Below are 19,158 nucleotides of genomic sequence, written 5' to 3'. Positions count from 1 at the left end.
TTCTTAAAAGCTCAGTTCGTCTCAATGTCTAGATTAGCTATACTACCTAAAGACGTCATAACAATAGTAAAATAGAATGAATAAAATTATTGTTTTAGGCCTACTGGGTCTTACAAGTTTTAGTTTAACGGGTTGTGGCGGTTGTCCCTTAATCGCAGGATGCAATGGTACTGATAATTCTCCGTACTATAGGACGACTGTCAGTAATCAAGTTCGTGGTATTCCAGTCCCACCCCAAACCAAGCTGACTTATCAGTCCCAAAATTTCAGACAGAAATTTGAGCAAACACATGCTTTAAAAGAGAAAAATTTATCAGGCATTACTTTACCAGAAGATACAGCAATCATTTGGGGCGGTATGCCAGTAGACATGTTTATACAGTTTTCTAATCCCGAAATGAAAGGCTTCTCAGTCTATCCAGCACGAGGATTTAAAGCAGAATTATCAAATGAGTTTTTACGTTTATGGAAAAGCTGTGAAAGTGATTTAAACATTAACTTAAAGAATCCAAATGACTGGTCATTTAATCCTGAAAATATGAAAATAACTGGTTGTGGTGTCGTCTTTCAAGAACGTAGTGCATACACTGAAGATTCATTTCATCAAGATGAAGCAGATGAGTTTTTAAGAAAGATAAATCATGCATTACAGCAATTACCAAAACAACAAGACTATCCTATCATTCAACAGAAGACTAAATAGTTAAAAACAACCTGTTCTAAGACAGGCTGTTTTTAATCTGCTTAATTAGGCTTTGCCAATTAATCCACGTGCTACGATTTCTTTCATAATTTCATTTGTACCACCGTAAATACGTTGGATACGGGCATCTACAAAGAAACGTGAAATTGGATATTCAGTCATATAACCATAACCACCAAAGAGTTGCAGCAAGTTATCGGCGACTTTCATTTGCATGTCAGTGCTGAAACTTTTAAGTGCTGCAGCTGTCTCAACATCTAGCTTACCTTCTTGATATAGAGCAACATTTCTCTCATAAAAAGCCGCTGTAGCAAGCTCATCAATTTTTGCTTGTGCTAAAACAAAACGAGTATTTTGGAACTGTGAAATGGGTTGGCCAAATGCATGACGTTCTTTTACATAAGCAGTTGCCAAATCAATTGCACCACGAATAGCACCAATTGCAGTAGATGCAATGGCTGTACGTTCACGAGGTAACTCTTGCATTAAGTAAGCAAAACCTTGCCCAGCTTGACCGAGTAACTGGTCTTTAGGCACTTTTACATTGTCAAAAAATAGTTCAGAAGTATCTTGAGAATGCAGACCGATTTTGTCGAGATTTGTGCCTTTTTTAAAGCCTTCCAGATGAGTATCTGCCAATAATAATGACACGCCTTTTGCACGCGCTTGAGGATCAGTTTTCACTGCAAGCACAACAAGATCAGCATGCTGTCCATTTGAAATAAAGGTTTTTGAACCATTTAATAAATAATGGTCGTCTTGCAAAATGGCGCTAGTACGCATTGATTGTAAATCCGAACCCGCTCCTGGTTCCGTCATACCTATTGCACCAACCACCTCACCTGTTACCATTTTTGGTAACCAATATTGTTTTTGCTCTTCTGTACCGATGTGCAAAATATACGGTGCTGCAATTTCAGAGTGACAAGAAATCGCTGTTGATAATGCACAGAATCCAGCACGTGCCGATTCTTCAACTAACATCAATGAATAATAGGTTGGCACACCATAACCACCGTATTCTTCTGGAACATCCACACATAAAAAGCCATTTTCGCCCAGTTGATTCCAGACAGAGCGAGGCATAATTCCTTCGCGTTCCCATTGGTCGTATTGCGGTGCAATATGCTCATTCATAAAACGTTTAAAATTATCCCGGAATAATTCTAAATCTGCATCGTATGCCAACATAATATTTTCCTTCAGCTTTATTGTTTTATCGAATCTCAGTGCTGTGCATGCTAATCATTTTTTAAGCTACTGTCATGACATAGCCGCTCATTAAAACTGTACTTTTCAGTCAGCCAATAAAAAAAGGAAGCCAAAGCTTCCTTTTTTATATAGGTTTATTTGAATTAATCTAAACCTTCAGCGACTTGAGGAGTTTTTTGTTCCATCATTTTTCTGTCGACTTCATCTGGATTATTTAAAGCCTCATTTAGCTTATCTTTATCTAAAGCCCCGACCCATTTTGCAACAACAATCGTTGCTAATGAGTTACCAACAAGATTGGTTAATGCACGTGCTTCTGACATGAAACGGTCAATACCTAAAATTAATGCCAAGCCTGCAACAGGAATATGTCCTACAGCAGATAAAGTTGCTGCCATAACAATAAAACCAGAACCAGTTACACCCGCAGCACCCTTAGATGAAATTAAGAGTACCAACAATAAAGTAATCTGATGCTGAACATCAAGCTGCGTATTTGTTGCTTGAGCAATAAAGATTGCGGCCATAGTCAAATAAATTGATGTACCATCAAGGTTAAACGAATAACCTGTTGGAATAACCAAACCAACTACAGACTTTTCACAACCTGCAATTTCAAGTTTACGTAACATGCGAGGCAAAACAGATTCAGAAGAAGATGTACCAAGTACAATTAACAACTCTTCACGAATCAGGCGAATCATCTTAAGGATACTGAATCCACTAATACGGCTGATTGTACCCAAAATTAAGAAGATAAAGAGTAAGCACGTGATATAGAAGCAGATAATGAGCTGCCCTAATTGTACAAGTGAACCAACGCCATATTTACCGATAGTGAATGCCATCGCACCGAATGCACCAATCGGAGCCAATTTCATGACCATATTCACAATGTTAAAGAAAACATGTGCAACTTGATCAATAAATTTTAAAACTGGGCGTCCTGCATCACCTAACTTATGTAAAGCAAAACCAAACAGAATTGCAAAAAGAAGGACTTGTAAGATTTCACCATTTGCAAATGCACCAACCACCGTATCAGGGATAATGTGCATTAAGAAATCAATGGTAGATTGTGACTCACCAGAACTGACGTATTTTTGAATGCCCGAAGTATCAAGAGTAGTAGGGTCAACATTCATCCCTACACCCGGTTTAGCAATGTTAATTACAACAAGGCCAATTAGAAGTGCAATTGTTGAAACGATTTCAAAGTATAACAATGCAACGCCACCAGTTTTTCCGACTGACTTCATGCTTTCCATGCCAGCAATACCGCTTACAACGGTACAGAAAATAACTGGAGCGATGATCATCTTGATCAAACGGATAAAGGCATCACCTAATGGCTTGAGTTTCTCACCTAAACCTGGGATATGTTGTTCAACACCATTGACAATTTGCGTGGAGCTTGGAGAAAAATGTCCTACCAAGATACCCGCAATAATCGCAATAATCACCTGAAAATAAAGTGATTTATAAATCGGTTTTTTAGCCATAACTTTACTTCAATCTATATTTCCAAGTCCGTTGGAAATACCAAAATGAAACGTCTATTCTTTACGAATACACAGCCCTAACCTTTCACATTAACACCGCAAAAGGGAAATGGTTTTTTGTGAACAAAAAACCTTCCTACTACCTCAATGAAAACAAAATAGATGCTTTCTAAAACAGGAGAATACCTGAAGTTTCTAACCACTTTGAGTAGCTAGAAATAACCTCTTACTTTTTCAATAAAAAGCTGAAGATATAGGAGAATCACATAAAATTATGATATGAATGCTCAAAAAAGCACGGGAAAGTTTACTCGAATTAAATAACGATTCGGTTAATTTTTTGGCTAATATGCATAAAAAACACTCAGGCAGCCCTAAGACTTTAGTATAAGAAACACTTTTGATATTTTTTCAGCAGCTTTTTATGTCATATTGATTAAATACTTGTGGACATTTCATTTTGAGCTGCCTACATCCCATCATTTTTATTGTTTTTGAACTACGATGAATACTAAACGTAATATCTATAAAGATGCTGAACACCCCTTTGCTCAATATGTCCGCATTTTAGGTAAGGGGAAAACCGGATCGCGCTCTTTAAGTTATGAAGAAGCCTATCAAGCATTCACTATGATTTTAAAAGGTGAAGTATTAGACGTTCAACTGGGCGCATTTTTAATGCTACTTCGGGTTAAAGAGGAATCTATCGAAGAACTCGCAGGTTTCGTTCAAGCGACTAAAGACCAGCTTCATTTTGGACCTTTAGACGTTGACTTAGATTGGTCATCTTATGCAGGTAAACGAAAACACTATCCATGGTTTTTGTTAGCCGCTCTTACACTTGCCCAGCATGGTCATAAGATTGTTATGCATGGCGCGTCAGGTCATACGCTTAACCGTGTTTATACCGAGCAAGTTTTAGAATATCTTGATTATCAAATTTGCCATTCTGAACAAGAAGTTCGTACACAGTTAGCAGAGCAAAATTTTGCTTACTTACCGCTAGACGTGATTTCACCAGTTTTAAGCGAATTGATATCTCTAAGAAATGTCATGGGATTGCGTTCGCCTATTCATACTTTGGCCCGTTTAATTAATCCTTTTAATGCTAAAGCCACTTTACAGGCGATATTCCATCCAGCTTATAGAACCTCTCATCAACATAGTGCATTGCGCTTAGGCTATCAAAATAGTGCCGTCATTAAAGGTGAAGGTGGTGAATTTGAGCGAAACCCAGATGCCAAAACACTCATTTGTGGTATTAAAAATGGTGAGCTCTATGAACATGAGTTGCCAAAGCTCACACCTGAGCGAAGCCCAATTGAAGAAGAGCTAGATTTAGCTACTTTTAAGGCAGTATGGCTTGGTCAACAGCACCATGAATATGGAGAAATGGCCGTAACAGAAACCATCGGAATCGCGCTATATACCATGGGAGTTGTTGCTAATTTTGAAGAAGCGATGCAAAAAGCAAAAGTGTTATGGGATACACGAAATTTAAGCAATCTTAATTCGTAGTTAACAAATGCTATCGTGAAGGTCGACATGGATGTCGACCGTATCACTGCGATACAGGAAGTATCGTCAGTGATACAGAGGATTTTTGGTTACTTTTGATCCTTCAAAAGTAATAAAAGCCTATATGCTATAACTTATGAAAAACATCCTATATAAGGCTGTATGGAATAACCAAAAATAATTTTTCTGTCTTATAAGTTTTAAACAAAACGAATCGGTTTAAACTCTGGTTCATGCTTGTGATGATCATCATCACATTCTTCACCTTCTTCTTTTGTTCCACGGTCAATATAACCGCTACGCTGATCTTCTGGTAAGTTCTTTAACTCCCAAGCAATCACAGCTTGCATACAAGTCTCACGCTGCTCTTTTGTTAAAACAACGCCATTTGGCCATTTACCAATTTCTACTGCTGTTTTTAAACGCTCTACAATTTCAGGGTTTAAAACAGATAGCATTTGTTCAATATTCATGATTCATCTCTTTGAAAAGATTCAAAATCTTGGTTCCAACCAAGTTTGGTACGGCAGGCCATATAGAAATCATAACCTGGTGGATGCAATAAACTTAGTTTAAATGGGTGTTTACGAATGTGTAAACTGTCTCCAACATTGAGCGAGACACTATGTTGACCATCTGCACTCACCATTGGTAACACCCTATTTTCGCGAATAACGATTTTAATTTCGCTTTGACCACCGACTACGATAGGACGTGATGACAATGTATGGGGATGCATTGGAACTAATGCAATCGCATCCATACTTGGATGTAAAATTGGTCCACCACCTGACAATGCATAAGCCGTTGATCCAGTTGGAGTAGAAACAATTAAACCGTCACTATGTTGGCGATAAACATATTGACCATCAATGTTAAGCTCGAAATCAATCATGTGTACCGATTTGCCCGAGTGTAAAACGACATCGTTTAATGCAATCGCATCATAAATGACTTCACCATTTGTTCTTACTTCCATTTCCAGTAAGAAACGACGATCAAGTTGAAAATGCCCTTGAAGTACTTGGTCAAGTTTGAAAATAGCTTCTGAAGGTTTGATATCAGTTAAAAAACCTAATCGCCCACGGTTAATGCCAATAACAGGCGTATTATAGCGAACTAAAGCTCTAGCAGCATGGAGTAAAGAACCATCCCCCCCTACAACTATTACTAAATCCGCAACTTCCCCCAGTAAATGACGGCTTACTACCTGTGCATGATCATAAGGCACTAATTCAGCAGTTTCCTGATCAAAAATGGGGTTTAAGCCTAGGTTCAACAAATGATCATGAATTAAACATAGTGTTTCTACTACTGATGATTTATCTGGTCGACCGATTAACCCGACGTTTCTGAAGGACTTATGTGAAATTTGCACGAATGAGTAAGCTCCGCTGCGATACTGGGCTATAATAACATTAACCTGATTAATTTAAAAAAACATAACAACAAGATGCTGTAAAATTCAATCTAAGTTTTCCAATTATTCACAGTTTTATCATTGCAAATTGATGACAAGCTATCGCATCATTACAGGCATTGTTAGGGTTTTATCTCATCTTTATGAAGTTTGAACGTGGTATCGGTTTCTTTGCACTAATCTTTTCCATTTTGGTCATTGGTGCTTTTATTGCTCTTAGTATCTATCTGATTCGTTTAGATAATATTATCCGTGAAAAATTTGAAGGACAACGGTGGGATATCCCCGCCAAAGTGTTTGCACGTCCTTTAGAAATTTATAATAACGCGCCTATTACCCAAGCAAATTTCACTCAAGAATTAAAACTCTTGGGTTACAAAACTTCAAGTAATTATGACAAGTCTGGAACTTATGTTGCTCAGGGTAGCAATATGTATATCCATACGCGTGGTTTTGATTACGGCGACAGTGTTGAGCCCGAACAAGTACTAGAGTTAAGTTTTGCGAACGATCAGGTGGTTGAAGTTCGAAGTACAAAGCCATCCTCAACAGGTGTTGCACGATTAGAGCCCCTTCTCATTGGAGGAATCTATCCTCAACACAATGAAGACCGTGTGCTTATTAAATTAAATAACGTTCCTAAACCACTTATTGAAGCCTTAATTTCAACAGAAGATCGTAATTTCTATCATCATCATGGGGTTTCGATTCGTGGTACTGCCCGCGCATTAGTGAGTAATGTTACAGGCGGAAAGCGCCAAGGTGGCTCAACCCTGACTCAACAATTAGTTAAAAACTTCTACCTCACACCTGAACGCACGTTAAAACGTAAAGTTAATGAAGCATTAATGGCTTTACTCATCGAGCTGCATTACAGCAAAGATGAAATTTTAGAAGCCTATTTAAATGAAGTGAATCTAGGCCAAAATGGTAGCTACTCAATTAATGGCTATGGTTTGGCTTCTCAATTTTATTTTGGCTTACCACTACGTGAGCTTAGCGTTGCACAACAAGCTTATTTAGTCGGTTTAGTACAAGGTCCTTCTTTGTATAATCCTTGGAAAAATCCAGAAGGTGCAAAAAAACGCCGCGATACCGTGTTAAATAATATGCGTGTTATGGGTTATTTAACTCAGGCTGAATATGAAGATGAAATTGCGCGTCCTTTAAATGTGTTAAGTAAGCCAAGTTTAGGTCCTGCAAAATTCCCTGACTTTTTAGATATTGTGCGTCGTCAATTACGTACAGAATATCAAGAAAGTGATTTAACCAATCAGGGCTTACGTATTTTTACGACTTTAGATCCGATTACTCAAACACAAGTTCAAAATGCTTTTAAAGCTTCAGTAGACCGCCTAGCAAACAGCAACCCAGCACGTTTGAAAAATTTACAAGGTGCTGTACTGATTGCCCATCCAGAAAACGGCGAGCTAGTTGCTGCAGTTGGTTCTACTCAAGACTTTACTGGTTTTAACCGTGCTGTGGATGCAAAACGCCAAGTCGGTTCTTTACTGAAACCTGTGATTTATTTAAGCGCTATTGAATCTGGACGCTACAACTGGGCAAGTCAAATTGAAGACGCACCAATTAGTATTCCTGTAGATGGTGGCAAAAGTTGGACACCTAAAAACTATAGTGGTGGTGGACATGGTGTAGTCAGCTTGAGTGAAGCATTAGCAAACTCATATAACCTATCTGCTGTACGCATGGGTCAAGAATTTGGTTTATCAACTTTTACTAATAATTTAAGAAAGTTTGGTGTTGAATCAACGATTCCTGCCTACCCTTCTATTTTCCTTGGGGCAGTCAATATGTCACCAATGGAAGTATTAGGAATTTATGAGAACTTTGCTACGGGTGGTTTTAAATATCCAACACGTGCGATCCGATCTGTCGTAGATGCCAATGGTCGCCTCCTTGACCGTTATGGCCTGAATGTTCAACAAACGATTGATCCGTCTGTCGGCTACATCATGAATTATGGTCTACAACAGGTCATGTCTTCAGGTACTGGTCGTGCAGCTTACAACAGCTTATCTCCAGCTTTAAAGTTGGCAGGTAAATCAGGTACAACTAACGATACACGTGACTCATGGTTTGCGGGTTACTCTGGTAATCACGTTGCTGTAGTGTGGTTAGGTTTAGATGATAACAAAGTGACTGGCTTAACGGGTTCATCTGGTGCATTGCCAGTATGGATTAATGTGATGAAACAATTACGTCAAACGCCTGTAAATCTACGTCAACCAGACACTGTACAGTGGCAATGGATTGACCGTGCAACGGGTGATTTATCTGCACAAGCTTGTGATGGTGCAATGTATATCCCGATGCTAACACATACGGTTCCGCATCGTGCTACGCCATGTGGAGCGCCTTATTATCAAGTTGATCCAACATATACGCCACAAAGTGATAACACAATTCCTGACTCTCAGGATGATAATACCGACAGCTATATTCGTGAAAGTGAAAACCAGATGGAACAAGATCTGGCAAATAACTCACGTGTAATTTCAAGTGGTAGTTATAACAACTAAGCGTTAACAGGAAATTAGGATATGTTGAAGAAAGGTGTTTTTTATATTGGTGCTATTCTTATGGTCGGCTGTACAACTTTGCCAGATCGTTCTGACTCCAAAGAGAAAACACCTACTCCTCCAGCCAAAAAGACAGAAAATTCATCAGGCGTAAAAATTACGCCTTATGACCATCCGGAAATTCAACGCAAAAATTTACAGGTCATTGTTCCTCAGCAAAAAAAGCCTCAACATTTTAGTGATGATGGCAGTCAGTTACCTGCATTTAAAATTTTAATGCAGAAAACACAGCAGGCTTATAAAAATCAACAATGGTCAGAGGCTGAGCGCTATGCACTTCAAGCCCAGCGTTTAGCACCACAAGCGGCGGAGACCTATTTGTTTCTTGCACTTACGGCAAATCATAAACAGCAATATTCTAATGCTGAGTCTTTAGCACGACGTGGTTTAAGTTTTGCTCAAAGTCAGGCTATGAAAAAACAGCTTTGGTTGGTCATCTTAAAAGCTGGGCAACAACGCAATAATCAAAAAACTGTTCAAGAAGCCCAGCAAGCATTAAAAGCTCTCTAGCTTTTAATGCTTATTTATTTTCTTATTAGAAATTACGAATACCGGCTAAACCATATGCACCATGCTGCTGTGCAATAGTTAAATCGTCAGGATGTACTCCACCCAAAGCAAAAACCGGAATCTGGCTATTTTGAGCAAGATCACTAAAACGTTCCCAACCCAATGCTATAGCCTCTGAATGAGTTGTAGTTGGCTTTACAGGGCTAATAAAAACAGCATCACAACCAATCTGCTGAGCCTGTTTTAAAGAAACAGCATCATGACAAGCGGCAATAAAACGTACTCCCACTTCCAAGTCACCTTTATGCAAATTCATGAGCTGAGATTGTTTTAAATGAACAGTCTTAATCTGTTTTTGTAATTCAGAGCTTAATTGCTGCCACATATCTACATTAATAATTAAATTTGATCGTTGCTCTTCATCTAAAGCAGTTAATTGCTCTATATATTGCTGCTCAAATTCTTCGATACGCCAGTACAATAAAGCATCACTGCTTTCTACCGTTGAAAGCGTATTGCTAATTTTGATGAGATGAGGCCAATAGAGTCGTTTTATAATGTCTTTATTCGCTTTTGGAAAGTTTAAGTGAAGTAATTGTTCACGTGTGTACCATGCCCATGGTTGATGAATAAGATTTAATAGTTCATCAGGCACATAACTATGGAATAAATGTAAATTGACGATAATATCGTCATACTCATGATGAATATAATCAAACTGATACCAATCTTTTAAACCAATGCCCACTTCTTCATAGATTTCACGGCGGCAGGCATCTTCTGGTGTTTCACCCTGCTCAACTTTCCCCCCTGGAAACTCATGCTTTCCACCTTGATGCTGCTCTTCTTGGCGCCATCCTACTAATATTTTTCCACGATGAATTAAGATGGCTATTGCGACATCAACAATCGGTTTGGGCATTTTTTTACTCTCTAAAACTTTTCTCAAGTGTAAGCAAATTTTATCAATTTATAAAATCTTAAAAATTCCATTGACAGATCTATTCGATAATGATTATCATTTAAATCGTTCAAGAACATACCACGGAGCACAACAAATGAACGCACCTTTTAGCTTATTTACTCGTAACAATGACACAGCTCACGCCTTACCAATGTTACATTCTAACAACCTCTTTGCATTAGGCCGTGAAATCCGCATTATGCATGCTGGCGAGGAATATCGTTTACGCCTCACTCGCAACAATCGTCTAATTTTAACTAAATAAAAAATATACTCGCGTTTCAATAATATTCGTGGGAAAACAAAAAATGGATAGCATGGGTAACCATGCTATTTTTTATGAAGGAAGAATAATCTCTACTCTCAAACCACCTTGTTCAGCATGCATAAAACGTAACTTGCCATTATGTAATTCAATAATTTTTCGCGTAATTGAAATGCCTAATCCAGAACCTTGCTGCTGAGTACCGAGTACCCGAAAAAAACGCTGCCCTAAACGTTGCAATACCTCATCATCTACCCCATTCCCCGTATCTTCAATAGAGACCTTAATTTGCTGTTCATGACGACTAATCTCAACATGAATAGAGCCTAAAGTCGGGCTATAACGAATGGCGTTATCAAATAAATTTCTAAAAGCAATAAACAGTAATTCTTCATTCGCATATGTTTTTGTTTCTGTCGATAAGGTATTTACCTCTATCAACATCTGTTTAGCTTTCGCATCTAAATCTATAGTTTCAATGACTCTTGCCAGTAAGTAATTTAAATCGATAACCGTCTTAGGAAGTTCTGGCTGCTCAGCTTCATTAGGTTCCAAGCGTGCAAGAAGTAATAAATTTTCAAGTATTTTTGTACTTCTAGAAACGTCTTCTTGTATACGTTCAAAATCTTGATGAAGTTCTGGAAGATGTTGATATTTACGCTGCAAAACCTGAAGACGCATTTGTATGGCAGATAATGGAGAACGTAACTCATGCGAAGCATCTGCAGTAAAACGCTGTTCAGCTACAAGAGCCCTTTGCAACCTTGCAAGTAATTGATTTAAAGCATCTATAACAGGCTGAATTTCTGTAATGACATCCGGTTCTTGAATTGGTTCTAAATTTGATGCAGTTTTTTGAGCAATCCGTCTAGAAAGCAAATTTAGCGCAGCCAATTGATGCTCGGTACGCCAACTTACAATGACCCATTGCAATAGCCAGAACAACACCATAAGACCGCTATATCCAGCAAGTGCTTTGAGTACTTCTTCAACACGTGTACTCATTGGCTGAAAAACTTCAACTTGTAGTTGAGAGTCTTCTTGTTGTGCAGCCAGACTACGCCACAATTGACCATCAAACCAAAAATACGAAAAACCTTCTGACAAGTTACCTTGTTCAAAAAGTTCATGCTGATAACTATGAGAATGAGTTAGCACTTGGCCTGTATCTAATAACTCATACTGAATATCAAATTCATCGCTCAGCTCATCAAACTGTTTCATAGAGTGTCCAGAAAGATCGGAAACCAGCAAAGTATCTGAAATTTCATCCATGATTTCGTCTTGCACTGACATGTTGTGATAGATCGAAAATATGGTGAGTAAACTTAATGCCAACAGCCCCACCACAACGCTGCTCCACATCGTGGTTTTAACCAATTGCGACTGCAAGGATGAGGGGTTCGATTTCATTTTAAATCTCCCATACGGTAGCCTAGCCCCCGTATGGTTTTAATACTGCTACTTCCGATTTTTTTTCGAAGCTGATAAATAAATACTTCGATCGCGTTACTTTCAATTTCCTCACCCCATGAATAAAGTGCTTCTTCTAATTGATCACGAGTAATAATGTGCTCAGGATGCACCATCAGCTTACGCAATATTTGGAATTCTTTTGCCGTTAAATCGATAGATTTTCCCGCGCTTAATACGACTTTCGCTTGTGTGTCGAGTTGTAGGTCACCCCACGTTAAGATGGATTGCTGACTCAAAGTTTGTTTGCGTAATTGAGCACGGATGCGGGCCGATAACTCTTCTAAACTAAAAGGCTTAACCAAATAATCATTTGCGCCTAAATCTAGCCCCTCTACCCGATCATGAATGCTGTCACGTGCAGTAATAAAAATAACAGGAACATTTTTTTGTTTATGGCGGATCGTTGTTAGAACCTTTTCACCAGCCAGTTGCGGTAAGCCCCGATCAAGTAAAATACAGTCATAGTCGTGCTGTTCGATTGCCGTAAGTGCATAATCACCTCTTTCGACCCAATCGACCTGATAACCATCTAACTCTAACCATGATTGAATGCTTTCAGCTTGAGAGCGATCATCTTCTGCAAGCAAAATTCTCATCTCTTTTTCCTGTTATATCCTGATTTGATCTTGCCAAGCCTTTATAAAAAAAGCAAAGCCGCATTATTTAAATGCGGCTAAAAGTAGTAAATCTAGAGATTCATTAGAACTGAACTTGATCTACATCAATTTCTACGCGTTTTAAAGGTTTATAATCAATATCTACTTCACCAATTAAAGTTACATTTGTATTGGCTGAAATAGGACGACCTTGCCAAAGTTCATCATCTACATCAACTGTAATACTACCTGTCTTGTCACGAAATTGATATTTTTCATCGCCTAAAGACTTTACAACCTGACCATGTAATTTGATCGGTGTATTGTCTTTTGAGGTTAATGCCTGTTTTACTGTGGTGACAGTTGCCGGAGCAATTGCAGCTTGATTCACTGGTGTATTTGCCACAACTACGCCAGCAGCAGTCATACCAGCAGTCATCAACATTACTTTAAGCATATTCATATTCTTACCCTCTGTTTATGGTTCCCTCTTGGGATAAAGCAATTAAATCAAGCATAAATGAGGTGAATCTTAAGAAAAACTTAATTTAATGGCACAACCCGCAATACCTCTTCTAATGTCGTAAGCCCCTCAATCACTTTACGAGCACCAGCAATTCTTAAAGGTTCTATACCTTCTTTTTTAGTTTGAGTTCTCAAATCATTTAACATCCCATGACTACTAATAAGATGCTTAAGCTCAAGACTGACTGGCATAAATTCATAAATACCAATTCGCCCTTTATAGCCTGTATGACGACATTCTTCGCAGCCTACTGCCTGAAAAACTGTTTCAGGCATTTCCATAATATAGTCAAATGTGAGGTGCTCCCATTCATCCTCATTAATGTGAGTTTGTTGTTTACAATGTGGACAAAGCTGGCGGACTAAGCGCTGCGCGAGAACACCCAAAATTGTTGCAGCTGTCAGAAATGGCTGCACACCTAAATCATGCAATCGAGTCAAACTAGACGGTGCATCATTGGTATGTAAAGTTGATAATACTAAATGCCCTGTTAATGCTGCCTGAATCGCCATATTCGCCGTGTCTTGGTCACGGATTTCCCCAATCATAATAATGTCAGGGTCTTGTCTCATCAGCGCACGCACACCGTCTGCAAAGCCTAATTCAATTGCATTATTCACCTGCATTTGGTTAAAACTAGGCTCTAGCATTTCAATTGGATCTTCAATGGTGCATACATTGACTTGCTCGGTTGCAAGCTGCTTTAAAGAAGAATATAGCGTGGTTGTTTTACCGGAACCTGTAGGGCCAGTGACTAAAATAATGCCGTGGCTATTTTTTGTTAATTGCTGCCACTGTTGTAATAAACGCTCCTCAAAACCTAATTGCTGAAAAGAACGCACCAGCACATCAGGATCGAAAATACGCATAACTAGTTTTTCACCAAATGCTGTTGGTAAGGTCGATAAACGTAATTCGGTTTCTTGACCTTTCGGTGTACGAGTTTTTAATCGCCCATCTTGCGGTTTACGCTTTTCCGCTACATTCAAACGGCCTAAAATTTTAATTCGAGAAATCACTGCGGTCAGCGTATTTGAAGGCATGTTATAAATGGTGTGCAGCACGCCATCTATGCGGAATCTAACTTTACCGTTATCTTTGCGCGGTTCCATGTGAATATCACTGGCACTCTGCTCAAATGCAAACTGCAAAATCCAGTCGACCAATTTCACGATATGCTGATCATTGGCATCTGGGTTTTGACTATCACCAAGCTGCAAAAGCGCTTCAACATTTTTAGTGTCGCGGTCATGCGCTGCATCTTTTTGAGCTGAGTTTACCGCACGACTCACCTGATAATATTCTCGCAAATAACGCTGTAACTGTTCAGGATTGAGTATTACCCGCTCAATTTTCTTAGGTGCCAGACTCCGCTCCAGATTGTTTAACCAATCTGTTTGAAATGGCTGATCTGTTCCAATCACAATTCGGTCAGCATGAATTTCAACAGCTAAAATATGGTTGCGAATGGCAAACTCTTGTGACATGACCTGTGTTAAGGCGCTGACATCTGCCTTTAAAGGATCTATCACAAATAGAGGGAGCTGCACTCGATCTGCAAACCATAAACATAAGCGGTTTAAACTCAAATGGGCATGTGTGTGTTGCTGATCTTTTAAATTAAAATGGGCAATCCACTGTAATGGATGCCACTTTAACTGGTCTTTTTGGCGGTGGCTTGACTGTACCAGTAATTTATCTCTTTCTGTTATACGGCCTTCTTGTAATAGTTGTTCTAGACACCAATAGGTATCTATTTCGACATGTGCATTCATGCGTTATCCCCAATATATTTTTATAATATAACAGAGATGGTTTAGATTTAAATATCCTTCAACTTCAATTAATTAAACCAATTCTCAACTTAATATTTTTTTGTGTCACAGATCATATTTATAAAGATATTTTGCATATTTTTTGTCTAAAAAAGACACTATTCTCACTGTAATAAAAAGCATAAACTGAACATGAACACATGCTTTTAGAATGATTCAAATCTACATATAACAATAAGCCAAAGAGGAAGTAATATGGAACTTCCAATGACAATGTCATTACAAACAGCATCCTTTGAAGAATTCATTACAGTGATTGCTGCGGCGCTCGGTTGTGGCTTATTAATTGGTTTAGAACGTGAACGAAGCAAGCTTAAGCATGAATATAAAACTTTTGCCGGTTTTCGATCTTTTGCGATTAGTGCGTTATTAGGAGCAATCTGTTTTTTATTCGGTATTGAAATTGGAATTGTCGGTGCTTTAATTATTGGCGCTATTAGTATTGTTTCCCTCAAAAATCAGCCCAATGACCCAGGTGTGACCACCGAACTTGCCTTTATTATGACTTATTTCATTGGGGCACTTTGTATCTGGAATATTTCGCTCGCTGCTGGCCTAGCCGTGATCATGACCATTATTTTATTTGCAAAACAGTCTATGCATGGCATTGCCAGTCAATGGATTACCGAATCGGAATTGCGTGATGGCATTTTTCTACTTGCCTTACTTTTAATTGCTCTGCCTTTAGTGCCTAACAAACCCTTTTGGGGCCCTGTTTTAAATCCGCATGTGATTTTAAAACTACTGACTTTAATCTTATTTGTACAAGCCCTCGCCCATATAGCAAAGCGACTTTTGTCCTCTAAAAATGCCCTATTACTTTCTTCTCTAGCTTCAGGATTTGTTTCTAGTACAGCGACGATTGCCAGTTTAGGTTTAGAAGTACGCTCTGGCAAAGCCAATGCAACGACAAATGCAGGTGCTGCGTTAATGTCATGCGTCTCCACACTGATTCAAACCTTAATTATTGTGATTGGTATTAGCTTTGCTTGGTTTAAGCTAATTATCTTTCCGACACTTATTGCATTAGCAGTTTTATCAGTATGGGCCTTTATTTTATTGCGTAAAGCAGAACCTAGTACGGCTTCGCCCGAGCTTGACTCAAGAATGTTCAGCTTAAAAGAAGCCATTATTATTGCAGGTACACTTACGCTTATTCAGGCAGGTGTTTATGGTTTAAGTCTATCTTTAGGCGATGCTGGATTAATCGCGGGGACCTTACTCGCCTCTTTGTTTGAAATACATGCAGCAATTGCGGCAGTTATTGTGCAAGGTGAACCTGATAGCGCACATATGACACCTTTACTCATTGCCTTTTTAGGAGGTTTTGCAGTTCACGCTCTTGCTAAAAGTGTGAACTCTGCAATTTCGGGCGGGCTACGCTATGCTGTTGCTTTTGTTCCCGCCCAACTCATTCATATGGCTATATTTATTAGTTTACTTTGGCTCAACATCCACTGGTTTTAAAATACCTATTCGGCAACCAAAGAAGTCTTCACCACATCAATGATGGTAACTACAAACTGATCAACCCTAAAATGAATATCAAAGTTTGAAAATTTCATTTTATAGATTCTTTCAGGGTCTTCTTGATAGGCAGGTCGAGGGTCTAAAGCTAATACTTGCTCAAGCTCATCAATGTACTGTGAATCTATTTCTTTATTTTGCAGAAAATATTTTTGCGCTGTTAAAGCAGTTTCATTCCAAATGACTGCCTTTCGTTCAGGTTCAGCATGTGCATAACCACTTTGAGCCTCCGCAATTGCATCAGAATATTGAATATAGGGTTTGATGTCTAAAATTGGAGTGCCATTTAATAAATCACTTCCTGTGACATAGACACGGACGGACTTCCCCACCTTTTCCACTTTATGAAGTTTTACAACTGAAAGACCTATTGGAGAAGGTCGATACATGCTACGTGTAGCAAATACGCCAATTTTTTCATTACCACCTAAACGTGGCGGACGAACTTGTGGACGGAACTTATCTGCACTGCCTTGATTTTTATTGTCATGAAACTGCCAAACTAACCAGAGATGACTGAACTGCTCAATTCCCTCAAATGCTAACAAGTCATTATATGGTTCTACCATATCAATATAAGACTCGATATTGACCAAATTAGGCTGGCGTGGAATACCAAATTTTTCACGATAGGGAGAACACATATGGCCAATGATGGGGAAGGTGATAGAATTGATCATCACTTTTTCTTATAAACACAATTAAATATATTCAGTTTATCGGGAATGAAATTAGATTAGAATAGCAATCTGTTTTCTTTTAATCGTGATCGAGACCTTTAATGGCTGCTTTTAACGTTGAACGCATTACTCATGTTCACCACTGGAATGACACTCTTTTCAGTTTTAAAACTACACGCGACACTAGCTTACGTTTTAAAAATGGTCAGTTCGTAATGATCGGACTTGAAGTGAATGGCAAACCGTTAATGCGTGCGTATTCGATTGCAAGTGCAAACTACGAAGAAGAATTAGAGTTCTTCTCAATTAAAGTACAAGACGGTCCTTTAACTTCGATTTTGCAAAAAGTACAAGTTGGCGATGAAATTTTAGTTTCTAGAAAACCAACAGGTACTTTGGTTCATGATGATCTTTTACCAGGTAAAAACTTATACCTTTTATCTTCTGGTACTGGTCTTGCACCATTCTTATCAATTATTCGTGACCCAGAAACTTACGAACGCTTTGAAAAAGTCATCGTTGTTCATGGTACACGCTATATTTCTGAATTAGCTTATCAAGACCTTATCTTAAACGAATTACCAAACCACGAATTCTTTGAAGAGTTAGGTATTAAAGACAAGCTTGTTTACTACCCTACTGTTACTCGTGAACCTTTCCACACTCAAGGCCGTGTAACAACTGCAATTGAAACTGGCGCTTTATTCGAAAAAATCGGTTTACCACGCTTCAACCGTGAAACTGACCGTGCAATGCTTTGCGGCAGCCCTGCATTCCTAAAAGACGTGGCTGCATTACTTGACCAACACGGTTTAGTTGAATCACCTCGTATGGGTGAAATGGGCGACTACGTCATTGAACGTGCGTTCGTAGAAAAATAATTTTTTCTAGACATAAAAAAACCGAGGCAAAGTCCTCGGTTTTTTTATGTCTGTTTTACAACTTAATTGTGCCATCGATACAGGTGACAGCGGTTCCACCCACTAAAATTTTATCTTGATATAATTCAAGTTGAAGTTGTCCATCTCGACCTACCGCCCCACCTTGTGAAGAAACTACGACATCATTTTGTGCAGGAAGAATCCCATAATAACGAATAAATGAAGCTACGCTACCATTACCACTACCACAAACCGGATCTTCATTTATTCCACATGAAGGGGCAAATGAACGAACTTCTATGTGTTTTTGTTCATCATTATTTTCATGAAAACCAAAAACTGTCGCACCCGTAACTTTCATTTCTAAATCATGTTCTTTTAAAGCGGCAAAGTCTGGTTGGCTATCTAGAACAGCCTCAGCATTAACAGCTTGCAATACAATCCAGCGCGCCCCTACATCAACCAATGCAGCGTTCCATTGAGTATTAATTTCACATTTTAAAATTTCTGCTAATTTCTCAGTATGCATAGCATCTAGTGGAGTAATTTTAGGCTTAGGTAGTTCAAATGAAATATGACTTGATTCACTCACGGTCAGAGTCACCAAACCAGCACCGCACTGCTGTACCAGCTTACCTTCTTTCGCTTTAATTAGACCCGCCTCAAGTAAAGCATAGGCAGTACCAATTGTAGGATGGCCTGCAAATGGCAATTCATTTTGCGGAGTAAAGATTCGAACCTGATAGTCAGCTTGTGAATCATTCGCAGGGAGTACAAATGTGGTTTCAGAAAGATTGGTCCAGTTCGCAATGGCTTGCATCTGCTCAGACGTTAAGGTGCTGGCGTCCATAATGACCGCAACAGGATTTCCTTTAAATGCTTGTGAAGTAAAAACATCAACTTGTTTAAATGCAACAACAGACATAGACCTCTCCTACTGATT

General features: G+C 38.8%; 18 protein-coding genes. 7 read left to right on the top strand and 11 right to left on the bottom strand.

Annotation, left to right across the window (positions count from 1 at the left end):
• Positions 1 to 76 precede the first annotated feature (76 nt).
• Positions 77 to 703 (top strand): hypothetical protein, encoded by a 627-nt coding sequence (locus HLV59_RS05980; RefSeq protein ID WP_151747645.1) that lies wholly within the window; start codon positions 77 to 79, stop codon positions 701 to 703.
• Positions 704 to 748: 45 nt separating this feature from the next.
• On the opposite strand, the gene HLV59_RS05975 is transcribed toward HLV59_RS05980, so the two are convergent.
• Together HLV59_RS05975 and HLV59_RS05970 are read right to left on the bottom strand one after the other, a co-directional pair.
• The gene (locus HLV59_RS05975) at positions 749 to 1,894 is read right to left on the bottom strand and encodes an acyl-CoA dehydrogenase family protein (protein ID WP_057105903.1); all 1,146 of its coding nucleotides are present in this window, start codon (positions 1,892 to 1,894) and stop codon (positions 749 to 751) included.
• A 164-nt stretch (positions 1,895 to 2,058) separates the two neighbouring features.
• Entirely contained in the window at positions 2,059 to 3,417 is a 1,359-nt protein-coding gene (locus HLV59_RS05970; protein ID WP_016145891.1) for a dicarboxylate/amino acid:cation symporter, read from the bottom strand.
• A 504-nt stretch (positions 3,418 to 3,921) separates the two neighbouring features.
• Between HLV59_RS05970 and HLV59_RS05965 the strand changes: the two genes are divergently transcribed.
• The gene (locus tag HLV59_RS05965) at positions 3,922 to 4,935 is read left to right on the top strand and encodes a glycosyl transferase family protein (protein WP_081173207.1); all 1,014 of its coding nucleotides are present in this window, start codon (positions 3,922 to 3,924) and stop codon (positions 4,933 to 4,935) included.
• A gap of 200 nt (positions 4,936 to 5,135) precedes the next feature.
• Here HLV59_RS05965 and HLV59_RS05960 read toward each other — a convergent pair whose 3' ends face one another.
• Together HLV59_RS05960 and HLV59_RS05955 are read right to left on the bottom strand one after the other, a co-directional pair.
• Complete coding sequence (locus HLV59_RS05960; RefSeq protein ID WP_002118245.1) at positions 5,136 to 5,408, bottom strand: YeaC family protein; 273 nt, start codon at positions 5,406 to 5,408, stop codon at positions 5,136 to 5,138.
• On the bottom strand, positions 5,405 to 6,313 hold the full coding sequence (locus HLV59_RS05955) for an NAD(+) kinase (RefSeq protein ID WP_016145893.1): 909 nt from the start codon (positions 6,311 to 6,313) through the stop codon (positions 5,405 to 5,407). The genes HLV59_RS05960 and HLV59_RS05955 overlap by 4 nt, the downstream gene beginning before the upstream one ends.
• A gap of 185 nt (positions 6,314 to 6,498) precedes the next feature.
• Between HLV59_RS05955 and mrcB the strand changes: the two genes are divergently transcribed.
• Together mrcB and HLV59_RS05945 are read left to right on the top strand one after the other, a co-directional pair.
• Complete coding sequence (gene mrcB / locus HLV59_RS05950) at positions 6,499 to 8,895, top strand: penicillin-binding protein 1B (RefSeq protein WP_016145894.1); 2,397 nt, start codon at positions 6,499 to 6,501, stop codon at positions 8,893 to 8,895.
• A 21-nt stretch (positions 8,896 to 8,916) separates the two neighbouring features.
• On the top strand, positions 8,917 to 9,465 hold the full coding sequence (locus HLV59_RS05945) for a tetratricopeptide repeat protein (protein WP_151747647.1): 549 nt from the start codon (positions 8,917 to 8,919) through the stop codon (positions 9,463 to 9,465).
• Between the two features lie 25 nt (positions 9,466 to 9,490).
• Here the strand turns inward: HLV59_RS05945 and HLV59_RS05940 are convergent, their stop codons facing one another.
• Complete coding sequence (locus HLV59_RS05940) at positions 9,491 to 10,387, bottom strand: NUDIX domain-containing protein (protein WP_151747648.1); 897 nt, start codon at positions 10,385 to 10,387, stop codon at positions 9,491 to 9,493.
• Positions 10,388 to 10,523: 136 nt separating this feature from the next.
• Here HLV59_RS05940 and hemP point away from each other — a divergent pair, with 136 nt between their 5' ends.
• The gene (gene hemP, locus HLV59_RS05935; protein WP_002118129.1) at positions 10,524 to 10,694 is read left to right on the top strand and encodes a hemin uptake protein HemP; all 171 of its coding nucleotides are present in this window, start codon (positions 10,524 to 10,526) and stop codon (positions 10,692 to 10,694) included.
• A 72-nt stretch (positions 10,695 to 10,766) separates the two neighbouring features.
• Here hemP and HLV59_RS05930 read toward each other — a convergent pair whose 3' ends face one another.
• From HLV59_RS05930 to HLV59_RS05915, 4 genes are all read right to left on the bottom strand, one after another.
• The gene (locus HLV59_RS05930) at positions 10,767 to 12,107 is read right to left on the bottom strand and encodes a sensor histidine kinase (protein ID WP_171429535.1); all 1,341 of its coding nucleotides are present in this window, start codon (positions 12,105 to 12,107) and stop codon (positions 10,767 to 10,769) included.
• Entirely contained in the window at positions 12,104 to 12,766 is a 663-nt protein-coding gene (locus tag HLV59_RS05925) for a response regulator transcription factor (protein WP_016145898.1), read from the bottom strand. Before HLV59_RS05925 ends, HLV59_RS05930 begins: the two co-directional genes overlap by 4 nt.
• Before the next feature lie 103 nt (positions 12,767 to 12,869).
• On the bottom strand, positions 12,870 to 13,229 hold the full coding sequence (locus HLV59_RS05920; RefSeq protein WP_016145899.1) for a NirD/YgiW/YdeI family stress tolerance protein: 360 nt from the start codon (positions 13,227 to 13,229) through the stop codon (positions 12,870 to 12,872).
• 80 nt (positions 13,230 to 13,309) lie between these two features.
• The gene (locus HLV59_RS05915; RefSeq protein WP_171429534.1) at positions 13,310 to 15,067 is read right to left on the bottom strand and encodes a GspE/PulE family protein; all 1,758 of its coding nucleotides are present in this window, start codon (positions 15,065 to 15,067) and stop codon (positions 13,310 to 13,312) included.
• A gap of 255 nt (positions 15,068 to 15,322) precedes the next feature.
• Between HLV59_RS05915 and HLV59_RS05910 the strand changes: the two genes are divergently transcribed.
• Complete coding sequence (locus HLV59_RS05910; RefSeq protein WP_031948912.1) at positions 15,323 to 16,594, top strand: MgtC/SapB family protein; 1,272 nt, start codon at positions 15,323 to 15,325, stop codon at positions 16,592 to 16,594.
• A 5-nt stretch (positions 16,595 to 16,599) separates the two neighbouring features.
• Here the strand turns inward: HLV59_RS05910 and tsaA are convergent, their stop codons facing one another.
• Positions 16,600 to 17,334 (bottom strand): tRNA (N6-threonylcarbamoyladenosine(37)-N6)-methyltransferase TrmO, encoded by a 735-nt coding sequence (gene tsaA / locus HLV59_RS05905; protein ID WP_171429533.1) that lies wholly within the window; start codon positions 17,332 to 17,334, stop codon positions 16,600 to 16,602.
• A 101-nt stretch (positions 17,335 to 17,435) separates the two neighbouring features.
• Between tsaA and HLV59_RS05900 the strand changes: the two genes are divergently transcribed.
• Complete coding sequence (locus HLV59_RS05900) at positions 17,436 to 18,215, top strand: ferredoxin--NADP reductase (protein WP_016140480.1); 780 nt, start codon at positions 17,436 to 17,438, stop codon at positions 18,213 to 18,215.
• Between the two features lie 55 nt (positions 18,216 to 18,270).
• On the opposite strand, the gene HLV59_RS05895 is transcribed toward HLV59_RS05900, so the two are convergent.
• The gene (locus HLV59_RS05895) at positions 18,271 to 19,140 is read right to left on the bottom strand and encodes a PhzF family phenazine biosynthesis protein (protein ID WP_031948914.1); all 870 of its coding nucleotides are present in this window, start codon (positions 19,138 to 19,140) and stop codon (positions 18,271 to 18,273) included.
• Positions 19,141 to 19,158 lie beyond the last annotated feature (18 nt).

Origin of the sequence: Acinetobacter lactucae (assembly GCF_013122135.1) — a bacterium.
GTDB lineage: Bacteria > Pseudomonadota > Gammaproteobacteria > Pseudomonadales > Moraxellaceae > Acinetobacter > Acinetobacter lactucae.
Note: the sequence above shows the minus strand (reverse complement) of the source record. Positions and strands in the feature narration are given on the sequence as shown.

What these genes read in the sequence shown, in the direction of transcription:
- hemP (WP_002118129.1), top strand. Translation starts at nt 10,524, where the DNA reads ATGAACGCACCTTTTAGCTTATTTACTCGTAACAATGACACAGCTCAC.
- HLV59_RS05925 (WP_016145898.1), bottom strand. Translation starts at nt 12,766, where the DNA reads ATGAGAATTTTGCTTGCAGAAGATGATCGCTCTCAAGCTGAAAGCATT.
- tsaA (WP_171429533.1), bottom strand. Translation starts at nt 17,334, where the DNA reads ATGATCAATTCTATCACCTTCCCCATCATTGGCCATATGTGTTCTCCC.
- HLV59_RS05980 (WP_151747645.1), top strand. Translation starts at nt 77, where the DNA reads ATGAATAAAATTATTGTTTTAGGCCTACTGGGTCTTACAAGTTTTAGT.
- HLV59_RS05915 (WP_171429534.1), bottom strand. Translation starts at nt 15,067, where the DNA reads ATGAATGCACATGTCGAAATAGATACCTATTGGTGTCTAGAACAACTA.
- HLV59_RS05900 (WP_016140480.1), top strand. Translation starts at nt 17,436, where the DNA reads ATGGCTGCTTTTAACGTTGAACGCATTACTCATGTTCACCACTGGAAT.
- HLV59_RS05920 (WP_016145899.1), bottom strand. Translation starts at nt 13,229, where the DNA reads ATGAATATGCTTAAAGTAATGTTGATGACTGCTGGTATGACTGCTGCT.
- HLV59_RS05960 (WP_002118245.1), bottom strand. Translation starts at nt 5,408, where the DNA reads ATGAATATTGAACAAATGCTATCTGTTTTAAACCCTGAAATTGTAGAG.
- HLV59_RS05940 (WP_151747648.1), bottom strand. Translation starts at nt 10,387, where the DNA reads ATGCCCAAACCGATTGTTGATGTCGCAATAGCCATCTTAATTCATCGT.
- HLV59_RS05945 (WP_151747647.1), top strand. Translation starts at nt 8,917, where the DNA reads ATGTTGAAGAAAGGTGTTTTTTATATTGGTGCTATTCTTATGGTCGGC.
- HLV59_RS05975 (WP_057105903.1), bottom strand. Translation starts at nt 1,894, where the DNA reads ATGTTGGCATACGATGCAGATTTAGAATTATTCCGGGATAATTTTAAA.
- HLV59_RS05910 (WP_031948912.1), top strand. Translation starts at nt 15,323, where the DNA reads ATGGAACTTCCAATGACAATGTCATTACAAACAGCATCCTTTGAAGAA.
- HLV59_RS05930 (WP_171429535.1), bottom strand. Translation starts at nt 12,107, where the DNA reads ATGAAATCGAACCCCTCATCCTTGCAGTCGCAATTGGTTAAAACCACG.
- HLV59_RS05970 (WP_016145891.1), bottom strand. Translation starts at nt 3,417, where the DNA reads ATGGCTAAAAAACCGATTTATAAATCACTTTATTTTCAGGTGATTATT.
- HLV59_RS05895 (WP_031948914.1), bottom strand. Translation starts at nt 19,140, where the DNA reads ATGTCTGTTGTTGCATTTAAACAAGTTGATGTTTTTACTTCACAAGCA.
- HLV59_RS05965 (WP_081173207.1), top strand. Translation starts at nt 3,922, where the DNA reads ATGAATACTAAACGTAATATCTATAAAGATGCTGAACACCCCTTTGCT.
- mrcB (WP_016145894.1), top strand. Translation starts at nt 6,499, where the DNA reads ATGAAGTTTGAACGTGGTATCGGTTTCTTTGCACTAATCTTTTCCATT.